Source organism: Actinokineospora xionganensis (assembly GCF_014323725.1).
GTDB classification, from domain to species: domain Bacteria; phylum Actinomycetota; class Actinomycetes; order Mycobacteriales; family Pseudonocardiaceae; genus Actinokineospora; species Actinokineospora xionganensis.
The window spans coordinates 1-23701 of record NZ_JABVED010000012.1 but is presented as its reverse complement, the minus strand read 5'-3'; the positions used below and the strand labels follow the sequence as shown (position 1 = coordinate 23701).

The window sequence follows — 23701 nt, the reverse complement described above, 5'->3', positions numbered from 1 at the left end:
ACGGTCCCCGACCTTGCTTTTCCTGCGAAGAACCCCAGAGGGGTCTACCAGGTGGGATGGCCGGTGTCCATGGTCTGCCCTCAGTTGCCCACCAGGGCCGACAGCTCCAGGTGCATCGGATCCCTCGACGGCTGCGGTCCCCAGTCACCGCCCCAGGAGAAGCCCCATTTCTTGAACACCGACACGACTCGTCGGTCGATCTGGCCCGCCGTGCCGGGCAGGTTGCCAGGGACGTTGAGGTCCACGGCGATGCCCCAGGTGTGCAGCGACAGCCCCCGGCGTGGGTCGCGGCCGATGAATCTGGGCACGTAGCAGCCGCCGTACTCGCCCGGATGCACCAAGGCGCCCAGTCCGGCGCGCTCGATCTCGGTCAGGGCGCCGCGCAGCTGGCTCAGCATCCGCCGGTGGCAGGTGACTCGGCCCAGCAGGGGAACGGTCTCGGTCCGGATGTTCGCCGACACCCAACGCGCGTCGGGTTGGACGCTTCCGTCGGGGAAATAGCGGTAGCTGAACGAGCCGACCGCCTTGGCCACCGAACCGCCGGTCAGGTAGGCCGCCTGCCGCTCTCCGCCGCCACCGCGGGCGGGCTCGACGAGCGGCTGGACCGAAGCCGTGTCGCCCGCGATCCGCTCAAGGGCCATGCGCACGTCCGTCGAGTCCACGGAGAGCAGGATGGCGTTCCCCGGCGCCATGCCGAGCTGTTCGGCGCGGCGCACGTTCACCAGGGCGTCGATGGTCGGCACGGTCGAGGCGTAGGCGCCGATGCGCAGCCGGAAGTCCTGGCTCTGGTCCCGCAAGGCCAGTTCGCCGCCGAGATCCTGGCTCAGGTCGCGGCCGATCTCATGGGTGATGACCGCCTCGCCCGCGGCCAGTGCGCGCCACACCGGTTCGGACTCGGCGGTGACCTTCGCGGCGAACCGCCGGTAAGGCGCGAGGTCCGCGCCCGCGACTGTGATGGTCTGGTGCGCGACAGCGACAGACGCGACGGAAAGCCTCAGCGATCCCTGGACACCGCGTACCGCCAGCAACTCCTCGACCAGCGGCTCGGGCAGAGTGTCCGTGCCAAGGACGAGCAGGTCCGGCCGCAGCGGCTCGGTGGGCGGCGGACCCGGGTCCTGCACCGACCAGTCGACCGCGATCGCCGGTGGTGCGGGGGCCGCCGCGGGCTCGCCCGCATAGCCGCCGCACCCGGTGACGAGCGCGCACAGGACCAAGGCGACGAGCTGTCTCACAGCTGCAGCGTCGCCTGTCCCAGCTGCGGCGGGCTGCACACCCGGCACGGGGTCAGGCCGCGCACGATCACGTCGTCGATCTTCACCAGCTCGGCCTCGTCCCGCGCCTGCGGCAGGTGGCAGTCGACCCGGTGGTACGACGACTCGCCTGCCACGACGAACCCGGTGAAGCCGAATCCGTTGGCGGCGGCCGGGCTGGTCCCGTGGTCGGCGACCGCGGCGGCGACGCGGTCGAGCGCGTCCTCCAGCCGGACCCGGTCCGCCCGGTGGTTCTGCACGATGATCATCGCTGATCCCATCACCACGATCGCCAGCCCGACCATGCCGCCCGAGATCAGGTACGGGAACTGCGCGGGGGTGAAGTTGCTGCTGGCCGCGCCGTTCCAGCCGAGGAACATCACGAGGAAGCCGGTGACGCAGAGCAGCACCCCCAGCTGTCCGCCCAGTCGACCCAGGTTGATCCGCACTGTGTACTCCTTCGTCGTGGGCGCCTCAGGCGCCCAGGTAGGCCTCACGCAGGTTGACTTGGCGGAGTTCGTCGCCGACGCCGGTGTAGACCAGCGTTCCCTTCTCCATGATCAGCGCGCGGTCGGCGAACGGGAGGGCCCCCGCGTTCTGCTCGACCATCAGCACCGTGGTGCCGTCGGCCTTGATCCGCGACGTCACCTCCCACACCGTCTTCGCCACGGTGGGGGACAATCCGAGGGACGCCTCGTCGATCAGCAGCAGCCGGGGCCGCGACATGAGCGCGCGGCCGACCGCGAGCATCTGCTGTTCACCGCCGGACAGTGTTCCGGCGAGCTGCTCCTCGCGCTCGGCGAGCCGGGGGAAGTAGTCGTAGGCGAGATCGAGCTGCCGCTTCACCGTCTTGCTGTCGCGCCGCCGCGTCCAGGCGCCCAGCCGCAGGTTCTGCCGCACGGTCAGCCGGGGGAAGACCCGCCTGCCCTCCGGGCACAGCGAGATGCCCGCGCTGACCCGCGCCGACGGCGACTTGCGGCCGAGATCCTTGCCGTCGAACAGGACCCGCCCCGACCGCGGGCGCAGCAGACCGGCGATCGTGCTGACCGTCGTCGTCTTGCCCGCGCCGTTGAGGCCGAGCAGGACGCAGACCTCGCCCTCCTGGACCTCGAAGTCGATGCCGTGCAGCACGGGGAAGGCGTCGTAACCGACGACCAGCCCCTCGATCTTGAGCAGCGTCACGACGCGGCCTCCTCTTCGCCCAGGTACGCGCGGACCACCTCGGGGTGGCGGCGCACCACGTCGGGTCTGCCCTCGGCGAGCACCTCCCCGAAGTTGAGGCAGTACACGTAGTCGGAGATCCGCGTGACCAGCGGAACGTGGTGGTCGATCATCACGATGGTGAGGCCGAACTCCTTGCGCAGCCCCAGAAGCGTGTCGCCGAGCGAGTGCGCCTCCTCCGGTCCGAGCCCGGACCCCGGCTCGTCGAGGAGCAGCAGATCGGGGTCGGTGGCCAGCACCGTGGCGATCTCGATGCGCTTCAACAACCCGTAGGGCAGATCGGCGACCCGCGCGTGCGCGTGACCCGCGAGCCCGGACAGCTCGAGCAACTGGTGGGCTCGGTCGGTCAGCCCGCGCTCCTCGGCGAAGGTCGCCGGGCCGCCCACCATGCCGGTCACCGGGTCGTAGCCGATGCGCAGGTGCTGGGCGGTGAGCAGGTTCTCCAGGACCGTGGCGTTCTTGACCAGGCCGACGTTCTGGAAGGTGCGCCCGATCCCGAGCGCGGCCCGCGCGTGCACCGGCATGGTCGTGATGTCACGGCCGCGGTGGCGGACCCGCCCGGAGGTGGGGCTGTAGAAGCCGGTGATGCAGTTGAACAGCGTGGTCTTGCCCGCGCCGTTGGGACCGATGATGCCGACGATCTCCCATTCGCCCGCGCGCAGCGTGACCTCGCGCAGCGCCTGGACACCGCCGAAGTTGATGCTGACCGCGTCGACCTCAAGCACGGACATCGTTCACCTCGATCTCCTTGACCGCGCCCGCGTGCCGGTCGAACCGGCCGCCGAGCATCCAGCCCCGGACCGGCGCGACCTGCTGGCCGATGCCGCCGGGGAAGCGGGTGATCGTGAGCAGCAGCAGGATCGGGCCGATCACCAGGGCGACGAACTCCTTGGGCAGCCCGATGACACCCTCGACGAAGCCGGTCAGGTGCAGTGCCTCCACCAGGAAGCCCGAGCCCAGCAGCGCGAAGAACACCGAGCCGAGGACCACCCCGAGCCGGTTGCGCAGCCCGCCGACGACCGTCATCAGCACGAACAGCAGGGCGAGTTCGAAGTCGAAGCTGCTCGGCACGATCACCTCGTCGTGGTGGGCGAGCAGCGACCCGCCGATCGCGGCGAAGACACCGGAGACGACGAACGCGAGCATCGTGTAGGCCTTGACGTTGATGCCGTAGGAGGACGCCACCCGCGGGTTCTCCCGCAGCGCCTGCAATGCGCGGCCGCCCTTGGTCCGGGTGAGTCGCAGGTCCAGCCACCACACCAGGGCCAGGAACGCCAGGCACACGTAGTAGTACTGGTAGTCGGTCTCGAAGCCGATCGGCCGCGGCGCCGCCTTGCCGCCCTCGCCGCCGGTCAGCGCGGCGATGCCGAACAGGCTCTCCTCGGCGAACATCCCGTACGCCAGGGTGACCAGCGCGAAGTACAGCCCGGACAGGCGCAGCGAGATCGCGCCGAGCAACGCCGCCTGGACCCCGCCCATGATCGCGGCGATCGGCACCGCCAGCCAGAACTCCATGCCCAGATCGGTCACGACGAACGCGGAGGTGAACGCGCCGATACCGACGAAAGCCTGGTGGCCCAACGAGATCGTGCCCGCATAGCCGATCAGCACGTTCAGCGACAGGCCGATGATGGCGAAGATCGCCGCCGTCGAGAGCACGCCGACATCGGACACCCCGAGGTCGAACGGCGAAAGGTGGTTGCCGGGGACGGCGAGCACCAGCCACGCCACCGCGGCCCAGGCCAGACCACGGCCCAGAACGCCGGACATACCAGGCCGGAACGGCTTCTCCTCGACGCTGACGGTCGGTAGCACCGCGGTCTTCTCGGCCGGGGTCTCCGGTGGGGTCTCGATCGCCGCACTCATGTCGCTGCCCTCCGGACGAACAGGCCCTGCGGCCGCAGCAGCAGGACGGCGAGCAGGAAGACGAACAGCACCAGGGCTTTCGCGCCGTGGACCTGTTCGAGCGCGGAGAGCGTGCCGAGTTGCTCGACCACGCCCACGACCAGTCCGCCGATGACCGCGCCCGGCATGCTGCGCATCCCGGCGAGCACGGCGGCCATGAGTCCGGGCAGCAGCGCCCGACCGGCGCCGAAGGTCAGGAAGCCCGCGGTGAACGTGGTGTTGGGGCCTGCCAGCACACCCGCGAGGCCGCCGAGCAGCGCCGCGATGCCCCAGGTCATCATCGACACCCGGCGCACGCTGATGCCGACGAGTTCCGCCGCCGTCGACTCCTGCTGTGCCGCCTGGATCGCCAGACCCGACGGGGACCGGAAGAACACCGCCAGCGCGACCGCGACCGCGCACAGCACGCCGAAGGTGATCAGCTGCTGGTAGGTGACCGCGGCCCCGAACGGAGTCGCCGCGACACCCTCGACGATCTTGGGCATCTGCCGGATCGGGACCTCGTTGTTCTGCCAGAACTGGATTCCGACCGCCGTCAGCGCCACGCCCGCCGTGCCGACGAGCAGCGTGACCTTCGAGGCGTCGCGCAGCGGGTGGATCACCAGCCGCTCGGTCAGCAAGCCCATCGCGACCGCGGCGAGCAGTCCGAAGAGGACACCCCAGCCGTAGGACCAGCCCCAGATCTCCACCGCCACGAACGCGGCGAACAAGCCGGTGGTGCCGAACTCGGCCTGGGCGAAGTTGAACACCCCGGAAGCGCGGTAGACCAGCACGATTCCCAACGCCACCAAGGCGTACACGCTGCCCTGGAGGACACCTGTGACCAGGACGATGCCCAGTTCGTCGATGGTCATGGCGCCACGTTCAACCGCTGGGTCCGGTACTGCCGGGCGCCGCAGTCGGCCCGCAGCAGGTGCATGGCGGTGCCGCCGAAGTGGTCGCTGCCGCTCCACTGCACCCCCGGGTAGACCCCGGTGTCGAACCGCTTGCCACTGGCCAGCGTGGCCAGGAACTTCTCCCGGCTGAGGTCCTTTCCGGCCGCTTGGAGCATCGAGCCGATCAGCTTCTCCGCGCCCCACAGCGCGATGCCGATGTCGTCGGGCGCGGCCCCGGTCTTGCGGCGGTAGGCCGGGTCGAACTCCGGGTCCATTTGGCCGATCTTGTCCAGCCCCGGGAACGATGAGAAGAACAGCGCGTTGCCCACGTTGGGGCAGCCGCCGGTGGCCACGATGTTGAGGCCGTTGGTGTTGCCCGGCCCGAAGAACTGCACACTGCACGTCATCGACTTGCTGACGTTGATCAGCCCGCTCGGGCTGGCGTTCCACAGCACGGCCTGCGCGCCGCTGTTGCAGATCTGGGTCGCGATGGCCGGGGCGTCGACGTCGGTCTTCTTCGGGATTCGCCGCGACAGCACCACATTCGCGCCGATCGCCTGCTTGATGGCGCCGTCGACCTTGGCGTAGAAGTTGTTGAGGCTGTCGTTGTCGGCGACGATCACCGCGACCTTCTTGCCCGCCAGGTCCGTCTTCGCGACGTTGACCAGCAGCGGAACCTGCTCCTCGTAGGTCAGCGACATCGCGTAGAAGGTGCGCAAGGCGTTGAGGGAGCCCAGATTCGGCCGGGTCTCGTGCACACCCGCCGACAGGTACGGCGTGTTCACCGAGGTGGCGTAGCGGGCGCACGCGTCGATCTGGTCGGAGCCGCCCGCGCCGATGAGCAGGAAGACCTTCTGCTGCTGCGCGAGTTCCTTGCACACCCCGCGCGCGCTGTTCGGGTCGAAGCGGTCGTCCCGGAAGACGATCTCGATCTTGCGGCCGTGGATGCCGCCCTTGCTGTTGATGTGGTTGGCCCACACCCCGACACCGCTCTGGAACGACTGCTGCGGGAACGCGGCCGCACCGGTGACCGGGGCGTGCACGCCGATCTTGATGGTGGTGTCGGTGACGCCGGTCCGGTCACCAGGTCCGCCGCCACCGGGCGTCGCGCCGCCCCCGCCGCCGGGCCTGGTTCCACCGCCCCCGCCACCGGTCGACCCTCCACCCGCTGAGCCCCCGCCGGCCGTCCCGCCCGCGCCGGGCACGTTCGCCGCGGGCTGGCCCGCGACCCCGTCCGGCCCCGCGGCCGCCGGGTCGAGCGGGACCCCGTCCGCGCCGACGCCCGCGCTGTTGTCGCCGTAGTACTGGCCGCCGGGGCCGATCCCGAGTTCGGCCACGCCAGGTTTCTGGCCGCAGGCCGTCGTCACGAGTGCGGCGACGGTGAGGAAGACTGCGGGGACCAAGGTGTTCCGAACGCGCATCACCATGACCTCCAGAGGATGCTCCGGCGTTCACTCCGGGAGGGAATCGGGAGCGGCAGCCCTGCTGAGGCCGGAGCGTGCCGTGGCTTGCCGGTTCTCATTGGTGTCTCCGGGTTTTGTCGGTGGTAGTCGCATGACGCGGTCGGCGAAGGGGACAGTGGACGCCCCTGGCCGGGGTGTGCGGCAGATGGCAGGGCTCAACCGCGGGATCCTCGCCAACGGGTGGGGCATGCTTGTGACCCGCGTGGAGCGGAAGGCGCCGGGGCGGGTGGTGAGGGTCGATCCGCGGTTCACCAGTCAGCGTTGGTCGGCGTGTGGGGTCGTGGATCGGGGGGCGCGCGAGAGCCAAGCCGTCTTCCGGTGCCGATCCTGTGGCTTTGCCTGCAACGCGGATGTGAACGCGGCCTTGAATATTCGATTCGCGGCAGGGCATGCCGTGACCGCACGGGGAGGCCCGCCGTTGGGTGAGCCTGGGAACCGTGAACCTCAACGCGACCTCCTCCTTGTGCGGTAGTCGCTGTTGGAATCCCCGACTTCAGGTGGGGAGGATGTCAAAGCTGACCTCCCGCGGCACGCCGCGTTTCCAGGGCGCGGCTCACGCCGCGGCGGACCGTCGTCAGGGTCGGTTCGCCCGCCGGGCCGAGCGCGAGCATCATCAGGTACGCGGCGACGAGGACCACCGGGATCAGGAACAGCGCCGCCGTCGGGATGTTGTCGAAAATCGGCAGCTTGCCCGCGCTTCGCACGGCTTGTGCCTGACCGGCTGTCGTCGGCGTCTCCGCGCCCGCCGCGACGGGCGCGCCCGCGTCCCCGGGCACCGCGCCCGCGTCGGGCACGGCGCCTGCGTCGGCGGGCACCGCGCCACCGCCACCGCCCGCGTCGCCGAGGTCACCCGTGCCGGTTCCACCGGAGCCGCCGGCGGATCCATCCGATCCGCCCACCGAACTGTCCGGAGTGGAGGGATCGGTGGTCGCGGGAGCGGCTGTGGACACCAGTTTCGCGCCCACGCCGTTGGCGGCCGGACCGTCGAACGCGACCTGGAACGTCGCGGGCGCCTCGACTTGCTCGACCAGCACGACGGAGGTCGGCGCCGAACTGCCCGGTGCGAGCCAGGTGCTCGCCATCGAGGTCAGGTCGAACGTCCACACGCCGTTCGGTCCGGCGGTGCCCGCCGCGGACGCGCCGCAGTCGAACAGCGGCTGGGTCTTCCACGGCGCGGCCTGGCCGTCGGCCCAGAACTCGGTCACCGGACACGCGATGATCTTCGCGCTCTCCTGGTTGGCGTTGGCCGCGGTCGCGCCGCTTTGCTTGAGTGCCAAGACGAACGACGTCACGGTCGCCCCGGGCTCCGCGTCCAGAGCGAACTCGATGGCGAAGATCTTCTCCGGGTCGCCGACCGCCGCGGCCACCGGGAGGGTCCCGCTGGGGGCGTTGGGCGGCGCCACGGCCGGTGGTGCGGCGGCGGGCTGGTCGGGGGTCTCGTTGACCCGCCACCACCACCCCGTCTTCACCACCGAGACGCCGGACAAGGTGCCCGGGGTGACGTCGGGAGCGGCCGCCTGGGAGACCCCCGGAACGGTCAGGAGCGCGAGCCCGCCGATCAGTGCGATGGCGGCGCGGCGCCGGCGCGTGGACATGGTTCTCCCGGGGTCGGCGACAGTCGATACAGGACTCAACGGCCGGCTCGACCGGAGGATATTGGGACATCGAGGCAGATTTCGGGCACTGGAGTTGTGACCAGTCACAACGACCTCCTGACGCCGCGACGGCGAGCCGGACAGCGGGGGTGTCTGTCGAGCGGGTCAACGAGGCAGGCGCGCCAAAGATGCGCACAAGTGCATGTCAGGTGGCCGGGCCAAGATCGCGAAAACCCGCCCTCACCGGCGTTTCAGCAGGTGGGGCGGGTTCTCGTCACGAACTTTTCGCAGTGCCTCAGGCTATGGTCAGCCGCACTTCGTTGGACTGTTTCAGCGTCCGAGTGACCGTGCACAGCGCCTCGACCGCGCGGGTGACAATAGCCCGCACCTCCGCCTGCGCCTCGGCATCCAGCCCGGACAGGTCGAGGTCGAGCGAGACGTCGACTCCGTCGAGCTGGTGGGCTCCCGCGGGCCGGACATCGGCGGCCGCCGCCCGGATCGGGATCTCACCCGTGCGACGCAAGATCAGCTCCTCGCCGGTGATCGCGACGCAGCCCGCGGCGGCGGCCAGGAGCAGCTCGACCGGACTGAACGAGCCCTCCTGGCCGACGCGGCCGATCCTGACCTCGGCACCCCGACCGTTGCGCCCCACGAACTCGTGCGACCCGGTGCGTTCGACGTCGATGGTCATGCTGGGGCAGCCATGTTCTTGCTGTGCTGCTCCTTTTCGACGGCCGAACGCTCCACACAGAACTCATTGCCTTCGGGGTCGGCCAGCAGGACCCACCCGGTGCCGTCCGGCCTGCGGTGGTCGGTGACCAGCGAGGCGCCGTGGCCGAGCAGGCGCTCGACCTCGGCGTCGCGGGTGTCGTCCGGGCACAGGTCGAGATGGACCCGGTTCTTGACCGACTTGCCCTCGGGGACGCGGATGAACAGCAGCGTCGGGCCGTTGTCGAAGTGGATCATCGCTTCCGGGTCGCCCGGCTCGTCCTCCTTCTGGATGGGCCGGTTCACGACCTCGCTCCACCAGAGGGCCAGGGTGTACGGGTCGGCGCAGTCGAAGGTGATGTTGTGGATCGTTGAAGCCACGCGGTGTGTCCTTACGTCGTCAGGCGGAGGATGCCGACGCGGCCGGTCGCTCCCGCGGCCCAGCACGCGCCGTCGCCGGCGCAGTCAACAGTGTCGAATGTGCCCGCGTCGAACTGTTTCCAGCTGCGGCCACTGTCGAAGGTGACGTCGCTGCCGGTCGGTCCGACCGCAATCGCACCACTGCGGACGAACGGGTGCCAGGTGACGCCGGAACGGTAGCCCTGCGGGGCGTTCGACGGCTTGGTCCAGGTCTGCCCCGCGTCCCGGGTCAGGCCCAGCGCGTCGACGCCGTTGGTGGGCGCGGCGAAGTCGCCGCCGACGGCGATCCCGCGCTTGGTGTCACGCCACGCCGTGGCGAAAACGCCGCCGCTCGCGTTGCTCGCCAGCACGGTGTCGGCCGCTTCCCAGGTCCGGCCGCGGTCGTTCGAGTGCAGCACGCGCGCCTTGGCGCCGCCGCCGGTCGCGATCCACGCGTCGCGGCCGCCCGCGACGCTGATGCACTGCCCACTCGCGGCGAACGCGAACTCGCCTTCCAGTGCGGCCGGCATACCGTCGGACGGCAGAACCGACCAGGTCGCGCCGCCGTCACCGGTGGACAGGACCCGGAACTTGCCGTCGACCGGGTCGCTGAGCGCGAGGCCGTGCCTGCGGTCGAAGAACGCCATGCAGTCGTAGAACGCGGTCGGCTCGGTGTTGCGGAACGTCTCGGTCCACGTGGCGCCGCCGTCGGTGGTGCGGTAGATCCGGGAGTCCTCGCCGGGGCCGATGGACATCGCCACCGCGTTGTCGGCGTCGAACGCCTCGATGTCGCGTAACTGCAGTGTCTCCGCTCCTGGCGGGGTCGACCGCTGCCAGGACTGTCCGGCGTCGGTGGTGCGCAGGACGGTGCCGCCGCTGCCGCTCGCCCAGGCCACGTGGTGGCTCACGGCCGCCAGACCGCGTAGCCGGGCCTCGGAGCCGGTGGGGGAGAGCTGCCAGGTGAGTCCGGGCTCCGGGGTGGCCGACGCGGGGACCTGCGGCAAGCCGAAGGCCGCCGCGACAGCCGCGGCGATGATCAAGGGTCGCTTCATGTGCCGGACCCTAGCGCCCGAATCAAGTTACTCAAGAGTTTAAACTCGACCACAAGATGAACGCATACACCAGTTTCGTGGCCCTGGGGGACTCCTTCACCGAAGGCATGTCCGACGACCTTCCTGACGGCACCTGCCGTGGCTGGGCCGACCTCGTCGCCGACCGGCTCGCCGCGTCGACACCCGGGTTCCGCTACGCGAACCTCGCGATCCGCGGGAAGCTCGTCGGGCAGATCGTCGACGAGCAGGTCGCGCCCGCCGCGGCCATGGCGCCCGACCTGGTCAGCTTCGCCGGCGGCATGAACGACGTCCTGCGGCCCGGCTGCGACGTCGGCGCGGTGGCGGCGAAGATCACCCACGCGGCCGAGGAACTGGCAGGCGCGGCCAGGCAGCTGGTGCTGTTCCGCGTGGTCGACCCGACCGGCCGGATGCGCGGCAGCGCTCGGCTGATGCCGCGGATCAACCGGCTGCTCGCGGTGGTCGACGAACTGGCCGACAAGCACTCGGCGATCGTGGTGGACCTGTTCTCCGCCAAGGTGTTCGACTCACCCGCGCTGTGGGCCGATGACCGCATCCACCTCAATACCGAAGGACACCGCCGGGTCGCCGAGGCCACCCTGCAGGCGCTGGGACACGACCCCGAGTTCGACTGGACCGCGCCGGTGCCCGCCGTGGCTCCGGCGTCGGTGGCGAGCCGCGTCCGGTCGGACCTGCGGTGGGCGCGGCAGCACTTGGGCCCATGGATCGGTCGGCGACTCACCGGACGTTCCTCGGGCGACGGACGGGTGCCCAAGCGACCAGAGCTGTCGCCGTTCGTCTAAGCGGCGGTTGTTGTCCGCTGTCCGAGCAGGGCGCGGATCTCACGGACCGCCGCCCGTCCCGCTCGGTTGGCGCCGATGGTGCTGGCGGACGGGCCGTAGCCGACGAGGTGCAGCCGCGGGTCCGCCGCGACCCGGGTGCCGTCCATGACGATCCCGCCGCCAGGGCCGCGCAGGCCCAGTGGGGCGAGGTGGTCCAGGGCAGCGCGGAAGCCGGTCGCCCACAGGATGACGTCCGCCTCGACGAACCGGCCGTCCGCCCAAGCGACGCCGGTCGGCAGCACCCGTTCGAACATCGGCTGCCGGTCAAGCACCCCGCTCTCCCGTGCGGCGGTGACCTCCGGCGTCACGGACAGGCCGGTGACGCTCACGACGCTGGCCGGGCTGCGACCCGCCCGCACCGCTTCCTCCACCCGAGCGACCGCCGCCCGGCCGACTTCCTGGGTGAACGGCTCCGTGCGGAACACCGGGGGACGCCGGGTGACCCACGTCGTGGCGGCCGCGACCGGGGCGATCTCCATCAGCGCCTGGACGGCGGACGATCCGCCGCCCACAACCACCACGCGCTTGCCCTCCAACGCCGTCGGGCCCGGGTAGTCGGCCGTGTGGAGCTGCGTGCCGAGGAAGCCGGACTGACCGGGGTAACGCGGCCAGAACGGGCGGTCCCACGTGCCGGTCGCGTTGATCAAAGCGCGAGCCATCCAGACACCGTGGTCGGTCTCGACGCGCAAGCGGGGGCCGTCGGTCACCGACTGGACCTTCACCGGGCGGCGGATCGGGAGGGCGAACTTCCGTTCGTACGCACCGAAGTACTCGGCCACGACCTCCGACGCCGGGCGGTCGAGGTCCTCGGACTCGAACGGGAAGTACGGCAGTTCGTGGATACCGTGCACCCCGCCGAGCCGCAGCGTCGGCCACCGGTGCTGCCAGGCGCCACCCGGTCCCGCATTGGCGTCGAGCACCACGAAGTCGAGCTCCGCGCGGCGCAGGAAGTAGGCGCTCGACAGGCCCGCCTGCCCGGCGCCGATGACGGCGACGTCCACCTCGGTGGTCATATCTCCAACAACGCGCGGTCGCCGTAAGGCTTCCCTCGGCAGGCGTCTGATCGGTCACACCCGGTCGCGGTCCGCCTTCATCAGCACCCACCCGAGGGCGGCGAACAGCAGCATCCACCCGGTGATGGACAGGCGGGCGGGGAGGAAGCCCGCCATGATCGCCGGAGTCATCGGCACGAAGACCCAGACGCCCAGGGCCAGCGGAAGCCACCGACGAACGCCCTGCCAAGCACCTGCGCGGACCACGGCCACGCCGACGATGACGAGCCCGAGACCGGTGGCCAGGCTGGAGCCGCCATAGAGGATGTCGAGGAGGTCGGTGCGCTCGCTCGGATGCGGGTCCTCGGCGGCCGTCGTCGCGATCACCTCGGTCACGGCGAGCAGCGCCATTCCCGCGAGACCGGCCGCGTGGCCGCCCCAGACCGTGCGCGAGCGCCCCGCGACGCCCGTCCGCCACAGCGCGATCTGCCCGAGGAGCAGCCCCACGTGCTGGACGAAGAACCAGAGTTGGATCGCGACGAACGCGCCCGCGTCAGCGGGTAGCTGAAACGCTCCTCGGGCACCGGGCTCATCTCAACTGAGAGCCCGTCCCCGGCCGTTCCAAGTAGGTCATGGTCGGCTCGGCGAACCCGAAGAGGCGGTACAGGTCGTGAGCGTCCTTGGTGTGCAGCGCCCAGCGGAACTTGGCGCCCGGACCCTCGTCGATCATCGTGCGGACCAGTGCCTTGCCCAAGCCGGTGCCGCGTGCCGATTGCAGCACGTAGACGTCGGCGAGGTAGGCGTAACCCACCCCGTCGGAGACCGCGCGGGCGAAGCCGACCTGCGCGCCGGTCTCCCGGTGATAGGCGCCCACCACCCGCCAAGCGGAATCGATCTGCGCGGCAACCTGCTCCCGAGTGCGCCAGTGGCCCCAGTACGCCTCGGTCGACATGAACGCCCACACGGCGTCAAGGTCGACCCGCTTGGGGTCATCGTCGATCTCGTACTCGCTCATGCCCGCAATCTAGCGGCGTAGCGGCTGGGGGAGACACCGATATTCGCAGTGAACTCCCTGGTGAAATGTGCTTGATCGGCATAGCCGAGGTCGTTCGCCAGCGCCGCCCAGTCGACGTCCGTCCCGGCGTCGACCCGGGCCGCCGCCTCATGCACGCGGAACCGCCGGATCACCCACTTCGGCCCCACACCGACGTATTCGCTGAACAACCGCTGCACCGAGCGCGCCGTCAACCCGAACTCCCCGGCCAGGGTGTCCACTCTGGACACACCACCGTCGATCGCCGCCACCATCGCCCGGACGTCCTCGACAACCGGGTCGACTTCGGGCAGCCGGGGCAGCAGCACGGACTCCGCGGCCGCGACCATCGCCTCGGCGTCTCCAGCCGCCAGGACGCCTCCCGGCTCCACGAAGCCCGGCAGGACCTTGTCGGTCACCGACGAGACCCGCTTGCCCAGCCATGGCCGGAACCCACCCGCGTGGAACCGGACGCCGAGGACGTGGCCCGTTCCCTCGAGCCTGCGGATGAACTTCCCGCGCATCACGCCGTAGAGCAGCGGTCCGTCGTCCTCGAAGACCAGGTGCACGTTGGGATGGGGGAGCACCTGCTGGTCGAACGGCTCGCTGACGTCCCACGACACCAGCCAGTAGTACTCGACGAACGGCGCCAGCCCAGCCGAGGGCGACAGCGTGCGCAGCACGAACTCCGGGCCCGCCGCCCGTGCCCTGAGCACGCCTTTGCGCCTCTCCTCGACCACCGTCATGCCGGCAACATAACCCCGGGCACCGACATGTCGCGTTTCTTCAAGACCTCCCCTGTGGACAACTCGTAGCGTCGGCGGCATGGACAAGCAGACCTGCATGGAACGGGCCGCCAAGGCGGCCGCGGCCGTCGTCGCGAACGTCAAGCCCGACCAGTACGACCTCCCCACCCCGTGCGCCGACTGGGACGTGCGCGCGCTGGTCAACCACCTCACGCACTGGTCCGCCGTCGTCTCCGAGCGCACCGCGCGCAAGCTGCCGGTTCCGGAGGACGGGTCGGAGAAGGAAGGCCTCACCGATTACGCCGCCAAACCCGACTTCCAGGATTTCTTCGTCACCCGACTCGACCGCGCGGTCCGCGCGTGGGGAGAACCAGGAGCGTGGGACGGCGAGTCGGTGATGGCGTCGAGCCCGCTGGCCGCGTCCTTCATCGGCCAGATGGTCTACGGCGAACTCGTCATCCACGGCTGGGATCTCGCCAAGGCGACCGGCCAGGACTTCGAGGTGGACGACGACCTCGCCCGCGCCGCACTGGCCGATGCCGAGGGCATGGCCGACATGGCCCGCGAGTGGGGCGCGTTCGGCGCCGAGGTCAAGGTGCCCGACACCGCGCCGGTGCTCGACCGGCTGGCCGGACTGACCGGCCGCGACCCGGCCTGGCGGACGTAGTCTGCGGGCATGACGACGGTGGTGATCGGCGGCGGTATCGCTGGGGTGTCGGTGGCGGCGGAGTTGGCGGGCAGCCGCGACGTCCTTCTCGTGGAGACCGAGCCGATGCTCGCCCGCCACACCACCGGCCGCTCCGCCGCCGTTTACCTGCCCAGCTACGGCGGCGGCGTCATCCGCGCCCTCACCGCCGCCGGTCGCACCCGGTTCGCGCCGGGCCTGCTCAGACCACGCCCGATGCTGTGGGTCTCGACCGACGACGACGGTGACCAGCACGTTCAGGACACCGTGGCCGCGGGCACCGCCGGGCCCATCACCATCGCCGAGGCCCGAGACCTGTGCCCCGCCCTTCGACCCGACGCCTTCCGCTCCATCGCCCTCGACGCCGGAACCATGGACATCGACGCGATGGGCCTGCACCAGCACTACGTCCGTGAGCTGAAAGCCCGCGGTGGCGAGATCCGGATGGCCGCCCGGGTCACGGCGTTGACCCGCGACGGCGGCGGCTGGCGGGTCACCCTCGGCCACGACGAGATCCACGCGGACGAGGTGGTGAACGCGGCAGGCGCCTGGGCCGACCAGGTCGCCGCGCTCGCCGGAGTCCCCTCGATCGGCCTGACCCCGCTCAAGCGCACCATCGCGATCGCCGTCGGCGGACCGGTCGACCCGGCCTGGCCGCTGGTCGCCGACGCCGCCGAGCGGTTCTACTTCCGTCCCGAAGGCGAAGGTGTCCTGCTCTCGCCCGCCGACGAGACCCCCACCGAACCGTGCGACGCCAAGCCCGACGAGCTCGACATCGCCCTCGCGATCGACCGGGTCAACGAAGTCACCACCCTTGGCCTGCGGTCCGTGCGGACGGCGTGGGCCGGGCTGCGTTCGTTCACCCCCGGCCGCAGCCCGGTTGTCGGGCAGGCCCCCGGGCACCCCGGGTTCCATTTCTTCGCGGGCCAAGGCGGCTACGGCATCCAGATAGCCCCAGCCCTGGCCGCCGCGGGCGCGGCCGTCATCCGCGGTGAGGCGATTCCGGCCGACATCGGGGTGACCGCCGAAGACCTACGCAGTCCGCTCTGGACGGCGTAGCGTCCACCCATGGCCTCTCTCGGAGAACGGTTCGCCAACGCCATGATGCTGCGCGACCGTGACGGGCTGGCGGCGCTACTCGACCCCGAGGTCGACTTCAGGGCCCTCACCCCGAACACCTTCTGGACGGCGGCCACCCCCACCGAGGTGGTCGACATCGTGTTCGACAGCTGGTTCGAGGAACACGACCACATCGACGCCGTGGCCGCCCTGGAGACCGGCGACGCGGTGGGGGACACCCAGCGAACCGGCTACCGCTTCGACATCACCACCCCCGACGGCCCGCACGTCGTCGAGCAGCAGGCGTACTACCGTGAGCGCGACGGCAGGCTGCGTTACCTGCGGATCGTCTGCTCCGGCTTCCGACCCGCGTAGCTTTCACAGGGTGCGAATCGCCACCTGGAACGTCAACTCACTGCGCTCCCGCATCGACCGGGTCGAGAGATTCCTGGAGCGCCACGACATCGACGTGCTCACGCTGCAGGAGACCAAGGCCCGCGAGGACCAACTCCCGCTGATGGGTCTGCAGGCCCTCGGCTACGACATCGCCGCCGCGGGCACCGACCAGTGGAACGGCGTCGCCGTCATCAGCCGGGTCGGCATCGAGGACGTCCAAGTCGGCTTCGAGGGCATGCCCGGGTGGGGTGACCCGATCGCCGCCGAGTCCCGGGCCATCGGCGCCACCTGCGGCGGGGTCCGCGTCTGGTCGCTCTACGTCCCGAACGGCCGCAAGGTCGGCGATCCGCACTACGTCTACAAGCTCGACTGGCTGGCCAAGCTCCGTGCGGCCGCCCGTTCCTGGCTGGGCGGCGACACCGCGCTGACCGGCGACTGGAACATCGCGCCCATGGACGAGGACGTCTTCGACATGGCCGCCTTCGCCAAGTCCACCCACGTCACCCCGCCCGAGCGTGAGGCGTTCACCGCGTTCCTCGACGACGGCTACGTCGATCTCGTCCGCCCGCACGCGCCCGGTCCCGAGGTCTTCACCTACTGGGACTACTTCCGCCAGCGGTACGAGCGCAATCGCGGGATGCGCCTGGACTTCCTTCTCGGCTCACCCTCCCTGGCCGCGCGCGTGCGGTCGGCGTTCATCGACCGCGCCGAGCGTGCGGGAGTAGGGGCGTCGGACCACGCGCCCGTCGTCGTGGAGATCGCCTGAATGATCTGGGCGGAGTGCTGATCAGCGCACTATCGTGAAGCGATGGACCTCGCCGCGAAGCTGGCTGACGTCGTCGGAGCCGGGAATGTGCTCACGGGTGCCGACGCCTCGGAGGACTACTCGCACGACGAGACGCTGTCGGCCGATCCTGTCCGCCCCGCCTATGTCGTCCGACCGGCCTCCGCCGCCGAAGTCGCCGACATCCTGCGTGCCGCCACGGAGGCCGCGACGCCGGTCACGGCACGGGGGTCGGGCAGCGGCCTGTCCGGCGCCGCCGTGCCGCGGGAGAACGGCATCCTGGTGTCCTTCGACCGGATGAACAAGGTCATCGAGATCGACACGGACAACCACGTCGCCGTCGTCCAGCCCGGCGTCACGCTCCAGGAGTTGGAGGACCGCACCGCCGAGGTCGGGCTGGTCTATCCCGTCTACCCGGGCGAGCTGAGCGCGAGCCTCGGCGGCACCGCCGCCACCAACGCGGGCGGCATGCGGGCGGTGAAGTACGGGGTCACCCGCCACCACGTCCTGGGCCTGGAAGCCGTCCTGCCGACCGGCGAGGTCCTGCGCACCGGCGGCAAGTACGTCAAGGCCAGCACCGGTTACGACCTCACCCAGCTCATCGTCGGCTCCGAAGGCACGCTCGCGCTGATCACCGAGGCGACCCTCAGACTCCAGCCCCGCGTCGCCCACCAGGCCACCGTGCTCGCGCCGTTCGCCGACCTGGACGCGGTGGTGCGGGCGGTGCCGAAGGTGGTCGGTAGCGGCCTGGCACCGCTCATCCTCGAATACATCGACGCCATGACCATGGGCGCCATCACCTACACCGCCGACCTGCAGCTGGGCATTCCCGACCAGGTCCGCGACACGTCCCAGGCCTATCTGGTCGTGATGTTGGAGAACCGCGACGGCGACCGGCTCGACGCCGACGTGGAAGCCGTGGGCACGCTGCTCAGCGAACTCGGCGCCGTCGACGCCTACGTGCTGCCCGGCCCCTCGGCCCGCAAGCTCATCGAGGCCCGGGAGAAAGCCTTCTTCACCGCCAAGGGCGCGGGCGCCGACGAGATCATCGACACCGTGCTCCCCCGCGCGTCGCTGCCCGAGTTCATGGCCAAGGTGACCGCGGTCGCCCAGGCCAACGAGAGCTTCGTCGTCGGCTGCGGACACGCGGGCGACGGCAACGTGCACCTCGCGGTGTTCCAAAAGGACGCCGAGAAGCGGAGCGCCACCCTGCGTGGCCTGTTCGAGGCGGGAATGGCCCTGGGCGGCGCGATCTCGGGCGAACACGGGATCGGCCACGCCAAGAAGCAGTACTTCCTCGACCTGGAGGACCCGGCGAAGATCGACCTCATGCGCCGGATCAAGCAGGCGTTCGACCCGGCGGGGATCCTCAACCCCGGCGTCCTGTTCGACTGAACCTCGTCCCCGGCAAGAGAAGGACCTCATGAACGGCGCACAGTCACTGATCCGCACGCTGGTCTACGGGGGCGTCGACGTGTGTTTCGCCAACCCCGGCACCTCCGAGATGCACTTCGTCGCCGCGCTCGACACCGTGCCAGAGATGCGGGGTGTGCTGGCGCTGTTCGAAGGCGTGGTGACCGGCGCCGCCGATGGGTACGGCCGGATGGCCGACAAACCCGCCGCGACCCTGCTGCACCTGGGCCCGGGCATGGTCAACGGCATGGCGAACCTGCACAACGCCCGTCGCGCGCACACCCCGATCGTCAACGTCATCGGCGACCACGCCTTGTCCCACAAGGGTTTCGACGCGCCGCTGGAGTCCGACATCGACGCCCTGTCGGAGTGGACGCACGGGTGGAACCGCACCTCGACCGACAGTGCCGTGATCGGCCGTGACGCCGCCGAGGCCGTCGCCGCCGCGCGCACCGCGCCGGGCCGCATCGCCAACCTCGTGTTGCCCGCCGACGTCTCGTGGGGGCCGGACGGCGTCGTCGCGTCACCGATCGAGCCGCCCCCTCCGTCCACAGTGGACGAGTCGCGGATCGCGGCCGTCGCGGAGGTGCTGCGGTCCGGTGAATCGACCGTGATCCTGCTCGGCGCCGGGGCCACCCGGGAACGCGGGCTCCTCGCGGCGAGCCGGATCTCGGTCGCGACGGGGGCCAAGCCGCTGATCGAGACGTTCCCCGCACGGCTGGAGCGTGGCGCGGGCCTGCCCACCATCGACCGGATGGGCTATTTGTCCGAGCAGGTCCAGTGGCAGCTCACCGACGTCAAACACCTGGTCCTGGTGGGCGCCAAGGCGCCGGTGTCGTTCTTCGCGTACCCGGGCAAGGCCAGTGAGCTGACGCCGGAAGGCTGCAAGGTGCACACCCTGGCCGACCTCGGCGAGGACGTCGCCGCCGCGCTGGAAAGCCTCGCCGACAGCGTCGCCGCCGACGCGAAGCCCCTGTTGCAGGAGCCTTCCCGCCCGGCGCTGCCCTCCGGTGTGCTCACGCCGCAGAACTGGGCGGAGGTCATCGGCGCGCTGCTGCCCGATGGCGCGATCATCTCCGACGAGGCCAACACCTCCGGCCTGATGATCCCCATGGTCACCGCGGGCGCACCGCGCCACGACGTGCTCACCCTGACCGGTGGCGCGATCGGCCAGGGACTCCCGGTCGCTGTCGGCGCCGCGGTCGCGTGTCCGGACCGGCCGGTGGTGTGCCTGCAGTCCGACGGCAGCGCGATGTACACGATCTCGGCGCTCTGGACAATGGCCCGCGAGAACCTCAACGTCACCACGGTGATCCTCAACAACCGCGCCTATGCCATCCTGCGGATGGAGCTCATGCGGGTCGGCGCCGAAGGTGCCGGGCCGAACGCGAACTCGCTGCTCGACCTGTCCACACCGGACATGGACTTTGTGAAGATGGCCGAGGGTATGGGAGTTCCCGCGACCAGGGCCACGACGGCGGAGGAGTTGGCCGAGCAGTTCAGCCGCGCGCTGGCCGAGCCAGGCCCGCACCTGATCGATGCGATGGTGCCGTCACTCATCTGACGAGGCACGGGCCTGCGGCCGCCTGCGTCAGTTCACCGGCCAGGGGCACCAGCCGTGCCCGTGGTGCCACCAGTAGTGATGGCCGCCGAACAGGAGACCGTCGACCAGGCCGAACAAACCACCGTGGTAGTGGTGGTCGTACCAGCACGGGTAATCGCCGCCTGCGGGTGCCGCGGGTTCCGCGGTGGCCGCGGGTGCGGCGAGTGCGAGGCTCAGTGCGGTGGCGCTGAGCAGGATGCCGAATCGTCTTGCCGTGGTGCGCATGTGTCACTCCTAGCTGGACAGTACGGACAAATTAAGCGTCGCAGACAAGGAAAGCCGCGACGAGACCTCGGACGGGTGGACCCGGAAGAGGTCGTTGGCCCAGCACAGAGTTACTTCAGCGCACAAAGAGAACACCTTTGAGGAAGCCAAATCCTCAAAGGTGTTCTCTTCGGATCACGAAGCGCGGATCAGCGGTCTTCGTCGATGACAAGCGGCGCGTGGTCCGCCTTCGCGCGCTCGGCCGCGTCGCGCATCTCGATCACGTCCGTCGCCCACGAGCCGATCTCCCGGGCTACGTCGCGCACCGCGCCGGTGATGATCGTCGCGATCTGCCCGATGTGGGTGGCGGCGGACTCCGTCAGCTCCTGCACGGTGTCCTTCGCGGTCTCGAATTCGCTGACCATGTCGGCCCCCGTTCCTGTCATGCCGCACGCATCGCGCGGCCCTTGCCGACCGTACCCGCAGGCGGGCCGGAAGGCCTGCCCCAAAAGCTGTCCGGCAGGGCAAGACGCACTATTTTGGTGAAAACCGACGCAAGCTGCTTGCTGAAGCCGCCGGTGTTGTACGGCAGCCCGTACTTCTCGCAGATGGCCCGGACCTCGGGGGCGATCTGTGGGTAGCGCCGGGCCGGGATGTCCGGGAACAGGTGGTGCTCGATCTGGTGCGACAGGTTGCCGGACATGATGTGGAACAGCGGGCCGCCGGTGATGTTGGCCGAGCCGAGCATCTGCCGGTAGTACCACTCGCCGCGTGACTCGTTCGCCGTCTCCTCCTCGGTGAAGGTCTGCACCCCGCTCGGGAAGTGCCCGCAGAAGATGATCGAGAACGCCCAGACGTTGCGGACCAGGTTCGCCGTCGCGTTGCCCGCCAGCGTGGTGAGGAACATCGGCCCGGTGAGTGCGGGGAACAGCACGTAGTCCTTGAGGGTCTGCTTGACCCCCTTCTGCCACATGCGCTGCCGGACAGCCTTGGTCTCAGACCACTTCTTCTCACCGCTGATGAGCCGCTCGGTCTCCATGTCGTGCAGCATCACGCCCCACTGGAAGAACGCCATCAGCAGGAACGCGTACACCGGGTTGCCCAGGTAGTACGGGTTCCATTTCTGGCCCTCGTCCATGCGCAGGATGCCGTAACCGATGTCGCGGTCCTTGCCCAGGATGTTGGTGTAGGTGTGGTGGATGTAATTGTGCGAGTGCTTCCAGTTCTCCGCGGGTGCCACGGTGTCCCAGTCGAACATCTTCGAGTTCAGCGCCGGGTCACGCATCCAGTCGTACTGGCCGTGCATGACGTTGTGGCCGATCTCCATGTTGTCGAGGATCTTCGACACCGACAGCGCGGTCACGCCGAGCACCCAGGCGGGCGGGAAGAACCCGGCGAACAGCAGGCCGCGGCCCATGACTTCCAGGGTCCGCTGGACCTTGACCACGTCGTAGATGTACTTGCGGTCAGCTTCGCCGAGGTCGTCGATGACCCGCTGGCGCAGGTCGTCGAGTTCGCGGCCGAGGGAGTCGAACTGGGCCTTGCTGAGCTTCGGGAGCTTGGTGACAGTCATGGTGGGTCTCCTTAGAGATCGATGGCGACGTCGCCGACGGGGACGGAGACACAGAGCTGGATCTCGTCGTCCGGGTCGGTGGACAGCGCGCCGTTGCGCACGTCGCGGACGCACCCCTCGGTCTTCACGCGGGTGCAGGAAAAGCAGATGCCCATGCGGCAGCCGTGCTCGGGCTTGAGTCCCGCGGCCTCGGCCTGCTCCAGCAGCGTCGCCCCGGAGTTCGGCGCGGTGCGGTGGCTGCGGGCGAAGGTGACGTCGCCGGTCGCGTCGGCCGCGTCGACGGTGATCGGGGTCGGCGCGAAGTCCTCGGTGTGCAGCCGGTCGCTGACGCCGAGGTCGGCGAAGACGTCGCGGACGCCCTTCATGAGTCCGGGCGGCCCGCACAGATAGGTCTGCGCCTCGGCGAACCACGGGGCGGCCTTGCGCAGGTGGGTCTCGTCGAAGAAGCCTTCGAGGTCGCCGCCCGCGGCGTCTGTGTAAGCCAGGACGAGCTTGTCAGCCGCGAGGTCGCGCAGCTGCTCCAGGCACGGCACGTCGGCCTCGGTGTAGGCGTAGTGCAGGAACGTGACGGTGCCCTGGTAGTCCTCGTCGCTCAGGGTGCGCAGCATCGACAGCACCGGGGTGATGCCGCTGCCGCCGCTGATGAGCAGGATCTTGTCCGGCCGGTCGGCGGGCAGCGTGAACTCGCCTTCGGCCTGCGAGAGCCCGAGGACCAGGCCCGGGCGGGCGTTGGCGTGCAGCCAGCGGGAGACGAGGCCGCTCTCGTGCGCCTTGACGGTCAGCTCGAAGTGGCCGTCGCGGTGCTGGGAGGTGGCGGGGGAGTAGCAGCGGGTCCGGCGTACTCCGTCGATGTCGACGGACACGCGGACGAACTGCCCGGCGGTGAAACCCTGCCACCGTCGCGTCGGCCGGATGGTCAGCGTGACCGTGTCGCGGGTGGTTCGGTGAACACTTGTCACCTCACCGCGCAGCTCTCGGACGGTCAGCATCGGGTGGATCAGTTCCAGGTACCGGTCGACGCCATGTGGCGTGGCCAGGGCCTCCAGGAACCTCAGCCCAGTGGTGAGCACCACGACCTCCTTTTTGGGTGTACATGCGTACACTCAAAAGTTCAGCGCGGCGGAACGATGTTGTCAACGTGAAACGGACGTGACGGTGAACACCCGTACTCTCAAACTCGTGGCAGTGGACGCGGGCGGAACCCGCCAGGAACGCAAGCAGCGCACGAGACAGGCACTGCTCGACGCGGCGCTCGGGGCGCAGCAGAGCCTGGCGAGCCTGAGTCTGCGCGAGGTCACCCGTGAGGTCGGAATCGTCCCCACGGCGTTCTACCGGCATTTCGCGTCCATGGACGAACTGGGCGTCGAGTTGGTCGAGGAGGCCATGCGCCCCCTACGGGCGATGCTGCGCGACGCCCGCAAGCGGCCCGCGGGCGACGCGATCCGCGGGTCGGTCGACATCCTGGTCAACCAGGTCGGCAAACACGCCCCCCACTTCCGCTTCCTGCTCCGGGAGCGCCACGGCGACGTGCCGTCGGTGCGGCGGGCGATCGCGGCGGAACTTCGGCTGCTGGGCAGCGAACTGGCGGTCGACCTCGGGCGGTTCCCCGGGCTGGCCGACTGGTCGGCGGAGGACCTGCGGATGGGTGCGGACCTCATGGTCGGCGCCATGATGTCGATCGTGACGGCGTTGTTGGAGGTTGGGGAGCACCCGGACGACCGCGCCCAGGTCGTGTCGGTCGCCGAGGGTCAGCTGCGCCTGATCGTCCTGGGCATGGCCGCCTGGCGGAGCCTGCCCGCTTGACGCCGGGCGTGATTCACGATCGGGTGATCGTGGCTTCACCTGCGGGGATCGGCCGGTTTGAGCGGTAAGATCGAACATGTGT

At 69.9% G+C, this 23701-nt stretch carries 28 protein-coding genes; 9 read left to right on the top strand and 19 right to left on the bottom strand.

Features of this window, described 5'->3' with window-relative positions; translation table 11 throughout:
- Window positions 1-80: 80 nt before the first annotated feature.
- From GPZ80_RS33765 to GPZ80_RS20655, 7 genes are read right to left on the bottom strand one after another with little or no spacing between them, the layout of a single operon-like run.
- Window positions 81-1232 (bottom strand): M15 family metallopeptidase, encoded by a 1152-nt coding sequence (locus tag GPZ80_RS33765; RefSeq protein WP_187222514.1) that lies wholly within the window; start codon window positions 1230-1232, stop codon window positions 81-83.
- Window positions 1229-1699, bottom strand: a complete 471-nt coding sequence (locus tag GPZ80_RS20680; protein ID WP_187222512.1) for a hypothetical protein — start codon at window positions 1697-1699, stop codon at window positions 1229-1231. The genes GPZ80_RS33765 and GPZ80_RS20680 overlap by 4 nt, the downstream gene beginning before the upstream one ends.
- A 25-nt stretch (window positions 1700-1724) precedes the next feature.
- Window positions 1725-2432, bottom strand: coding sequence for an ABC transporter ATP-binding protein (locus tag GPZ80_RS20675; RefSeq protein ID WP_187222510.1), 708 nt, complete (start codon window positions 2430-2432; stop codon window positions 1725-1727).
- Window positions 2429-3202, bottom strand: coding sequence for an ABC transporter ATP-binding protein (locus GPZ80_RS20670; RefSeq protein ID WP_187222839.1), 774 nt, complete (start codon window positions 3200-3202; stop codon window positions 2429-2431). The genes GPZ80_RS20675 and GPZ80_RS20670 overlap by 4 nt, the downstream gene beginning before the upstream one ends.
- Window positions 3189-4337, bottom strand: a complete 1149-nt coding sequence (locus GPZ80_RS20665) for a branched-chain amino acid ABC transporter permease (protein ID WP_187222508.1) — start codon at window positions 4335-4337, stop codon at window positions 3189-3191. Before GPZ80_RS20665 ends, GPZ80_RS20670 begins: the two co-directional genes overlap by 14 nt.
- The gene (locus tag GPZ80_RS20660) at window positions 4334-5230 is read right to left on the bottom strand and encodes a branched-chain amino acid ABC transporter permease (protein ID WP_187222506.1); all 897 of its coding nucleotides are present in this window, start codon (window positions 5228-5230) and stop codon (window positions 4334-4336) included. The genes GPZ80_RS20665 and GPZ80_RS20660 overlap by 4 nt, the downstream gene beginning before the upstream one ends.
- A complete protein-coding gene (locus tag GPZ80_RS20655; protein ID WP_187222504.1) occupies window positions 5227-6672 on the bottom strand; it encodes an ABC transporter substrate-binding protein in 1446 nt (481 codons plus the stop codon). Before GPZ80_RS20655 ends, GPZ80_RS20660 begins: the two co-directional genes overlap by 4 nt.
- Window positions 6673-6676: 4 nt before the next feature.
- On the opposite strand from GPZ80_RS20655, the gene GPZ80_RS33760 reads away from it, so the two are divergent.
- Window positions 6677-7186, top strand: coding sequence for a zinc ribbon domain-containing protein (locus tag GPZ80_RS33760; protein WP_312880489.1), 510 nt, complete (start codon window positions 6677-6679; stop codon window positions 7184-7186).
- A 37-nt stretch (window positions 7187-7223) separates the two neighbouring features.
- On the opposite strand, the gene GPZ80_RS20645 is transcribed toward GPZ80_RS33760, so the two are convergent.
- From GPZ80_RS20645 to GPZ80_RS20630, 4 genes are all read right to left on the bottom strand, one after another.
- Window positions 7224-8309 carry a hypothetical protein gene (locus tag GPZ80_RS20645; RefSeq protein WP_187222502.1) on the bottom strand — a complete coding sequence of 362 codons (1086 nt, stop codon included), beginning with the start codon at window positions 8307-8309 and terminating at the stop codon, window positions 7224-7226.
- A 295-nt stretch (window positions 8310-8604) separates the two neighbouring features.
- The gene (locus tag GPZ80_RS20640) at window positions 8605-9000 is read right to left on the bottom strand and encodes an OsmC family protein (protein ID WP_187222500.1); all 396 of its coding nucleotides are present in this window, start codon (window positions 8998-9000) and stop codon (window positions 8605-8607) included.
- A complete protein-coding gene (locus tag GPZ80_RS20635; protein WP_187222498.1) occupies window positions 8997-9398 on the bottom strand; it encodes a VOC family protein in 402 nt (133 codons plus the stop codon). The genes GPZ80_RS20640 and GPZ80_RS20635 overlap by 4 nt, the downstream gene beginning before the upstream one ends.
- Window positions 9399-9409: 11 nt before the next feature.
- Window positions 9410-10468: a beta propeller repeat protein gene (locus GPZ80_RS20630; protein WP_187222497.1), complete on the bottom strand. Its 1059-nt coding sequence runs from the start codon at window positions 10466-10468 to the stop codon at window positions 9410-9412.
- A 56-nt stretch (window positions 10469-10524) separates the two neighbouring features.
- On the opposite strand from GPZ80_RS20630, the gene GPZ80_RS20625 reads away from it, so the two are divergent.
- Window positions 10525-11289, top strand: a complete 765-nt coding sequence (locus GPZ80_RS20625) for an SGNH/GDSL hydrolase family protein (protein WP_187222495.1) — start codon at window positions 10525-10527, stop codon at window positions 11287-11289.
- On the opposite strand, the gene GPZ80_RS20620 is transcribed toward GPZ80_RS20625, so the two are convergent.
- The 4 genes from GPZ80_RS20620 to GPZ80_RS20605 all read right to left on the bottom strand — a co-directional run bounded on the left by GPZ80_RS20620 (window position 11286) and on the right by GPZ80_RS20605 (window position 14099).
- Window positions 11286-12341, bottom strand: a complete 1056-nt coding sequence (locus GPZ80_RS20620) for an FAD-dependent oxidoreductase (RefSeq protein ID WP_187222493.1) — start codon at window positions 12339-12341, stop codon at window positions 11286-11288. The genes GPZ80_RS20625 and GPZ80_RS20620 overlap by 4 nt on opposite strands.
- A 54-nt stretch (window positions 12342-12395) precedes the next feature.
- Window positions 12396-12827, bottom strand: a complete 432-nt coding sequence (locus GPZ80_RS20615) for a hypothetical protein (protein ID WP_187222491.1) — start codon at window positions 12825-12827, stop codon at window positions 12396-12398.
- 82 nt (window positions 12828-12909) lie between these two features.
- A complete protein-coding gene (locus GPZ80_RS20610; protein ID WP_187222489.1) occupies window positions 12910-13335 on the bottom strand; it encodes a GNAT family N-acetyltransferase in 426 nt (141 codons plus the stop codon).
- Window positions 13332-14099: a helix-turn-helix domain-containing protein gene (locus GPZ80_RS20605; protein WP_187222487.1), complete on the bottom strand. Its 768-nt coding sequence runs from the start codon at window positions 14097-14099 to the stop codon at window positions 13332-13334. Before GPZ80_RS20605 ends, GPZ80_RS20610 begins: the two co-directional genes overlap by 4 nt.
- Window positions 14100-14178: 79 nt before the next feature.
- Here GPZ80_RS20605 and GPZ80_RS20600 point away from each other — a divergent pair, with 79 nt between their 5' ends.
- Genes GPZ80_RS20600 through GPZ80_RS20575 form a run of 6 tightly spaced genes read left to right on the top strand, consistent with a single transcriptional unit; the run spans window position 14179 to window position 20000 of the window.
- On the top strand, window positions 14179-14766 hold the full coding sequence (locus GPZ80_RS20600) for a TIGR03086 family metal-binding protein (protein WP_187222486.1): 588 nt from the start codon (window positions 14179-14181) through the stop codon (window positions 14764-14766).
- A gap of 9 nt (window positions 14767-14775) precedes the next feature.
- The gene (locus GPZ80_RS20595) at window positions 14776-15843 is read left to right on the top strand and encodes an NAD(P)/FAD-dependent oxidoreductase (protein WP_187222484.1); all 1068 of its coding nucleotides are present in this window, start codon (window positions 14776-14778) and stop codon (window positions 15841-15843) included.
- 9 nt (window positions 15844-15852) lie between these two features.
- Complete coding sequence (locus GPZ80_RS20590) at window positions 15853-16218, top strand: hypothetical protein (RefSeq protein ID WP_187222482.1); 366 nt, start codon at window positions 15853-15855, stop codon at window positions 16216-16218.
- A 10-nt stretch (window positions 16219-16228) separates the two neighbouring features.
- Window positions 16229-17005: an exodeoxyribonuclease III gene (locus tag GPZ80_RS20585; protein WP_187222480.1), complete on the top strand. Its 777-nt coding sequence runs from the start codon at window positions 16229-16231 to the stop codon at window positions 17003-17005.
- Between the two features lie 42 nt (window positions 17006-17047).
- Window positions 17048-18418 carry an FAD-binding oxidoreductase gene (locus tag GPZ80_RS20580; RefSeq protein ID WP_187222478.1) on the top strand — a complete coding sequence of 457 codons (1371 nt, stop codon included), beginning with the start codon at window positions 17048-17050 and terminating at the stop codon, window positions 18416-18418.
- Window positions 18419-18446: 28 nt separating this feature from the next.
- Window positions 18447-20000, top strand: coding sequence for an acetolactate synthase large subunit (locus tag GPZ80_RS20575; protein ID WP_187222476.1), 1554 nt, complete (start codon window positions 18447-18449; stop codon window positions 19998-20000).
- A gap of 27 nt (window positions 20001-20027) precedes the next feature.
- Here the strand turns inward: GPZ80_RS20575 and GPZ80_RS20570 are convergent, their stop codons facing one another.
- The 4 genes from GPZ80_RS20570 to GPZ80_RS20555 all read right to left on the bottom strand — a co-directional run bounded on the left by GPZ80_RS20570 (window position 20028) and on the right by GPZ80_RS20555 (window position 22886).
- Window positions 20028-20264, bottom strand: coding sequence for a hypothetical protein (locus tag GPZ80_RS20570; protein WP_187222475.1), 237 nt, complete (start codon window positions 20262-20264; stop codon window positions 20028-20030).
- A gap of 188 nt (window positions 20265-20452) precedes the next feature.
- Window positions 20453-20668 (bottom strand): hypothetical protein, encoded by a 216-nt coding sequence (locus tag GPZ80_RS20565; RefSeq protein ID WP_187222838.1) that lies wholly within the window; start codon window positions 20666-20668, stop codon window positions 20453-20455.
- Between the two features lie 17 nt (window positions 20669-20685).
- Window positions 20686-21816, bottom strand: a complete 1131-nt coding sequence (locus tag GPZ80_RS20560; protein WP_187222473.1) for a fatty acid desaturase family protein — start codon at window positions 21814-21816, stop codon at window positions 20686-20688.
- A gap of 11 nt (window positions 21817-21827) precedes the next feature.
- Window positions 21828-22886 (bottom strand): ferredoxin reductase, encoded by a 1059-nt coding sequence (locus tag GPZ80_RS20555; protein ID WP_312880471.1) that lies wholly within the window; start codon window positions 22884-22886, stop codon window positions 21828-21830.
- An 85-nt stretch (window positions 22887-22971) separates the two neighbouring features.
- On the opposite strand from GPZ80_RS20555, the gene GPZ80_RS20550 reads away from it, so the two are divergent.
- The gene (locus tag GPZ80_RS20550) at window positions 22972-23619 is read left to right on the top strand and encodes a TetR family transcriptional regulator (protein WP_312880470.1); all 648 of its coding nucleotides are present in this window, start codon (window positions 22972-22974) and stop codon (window positions 23617-23619) included.
- The last annotated feature ends 82 nt before the right edge of the window (window positions 23620-23701 follow it).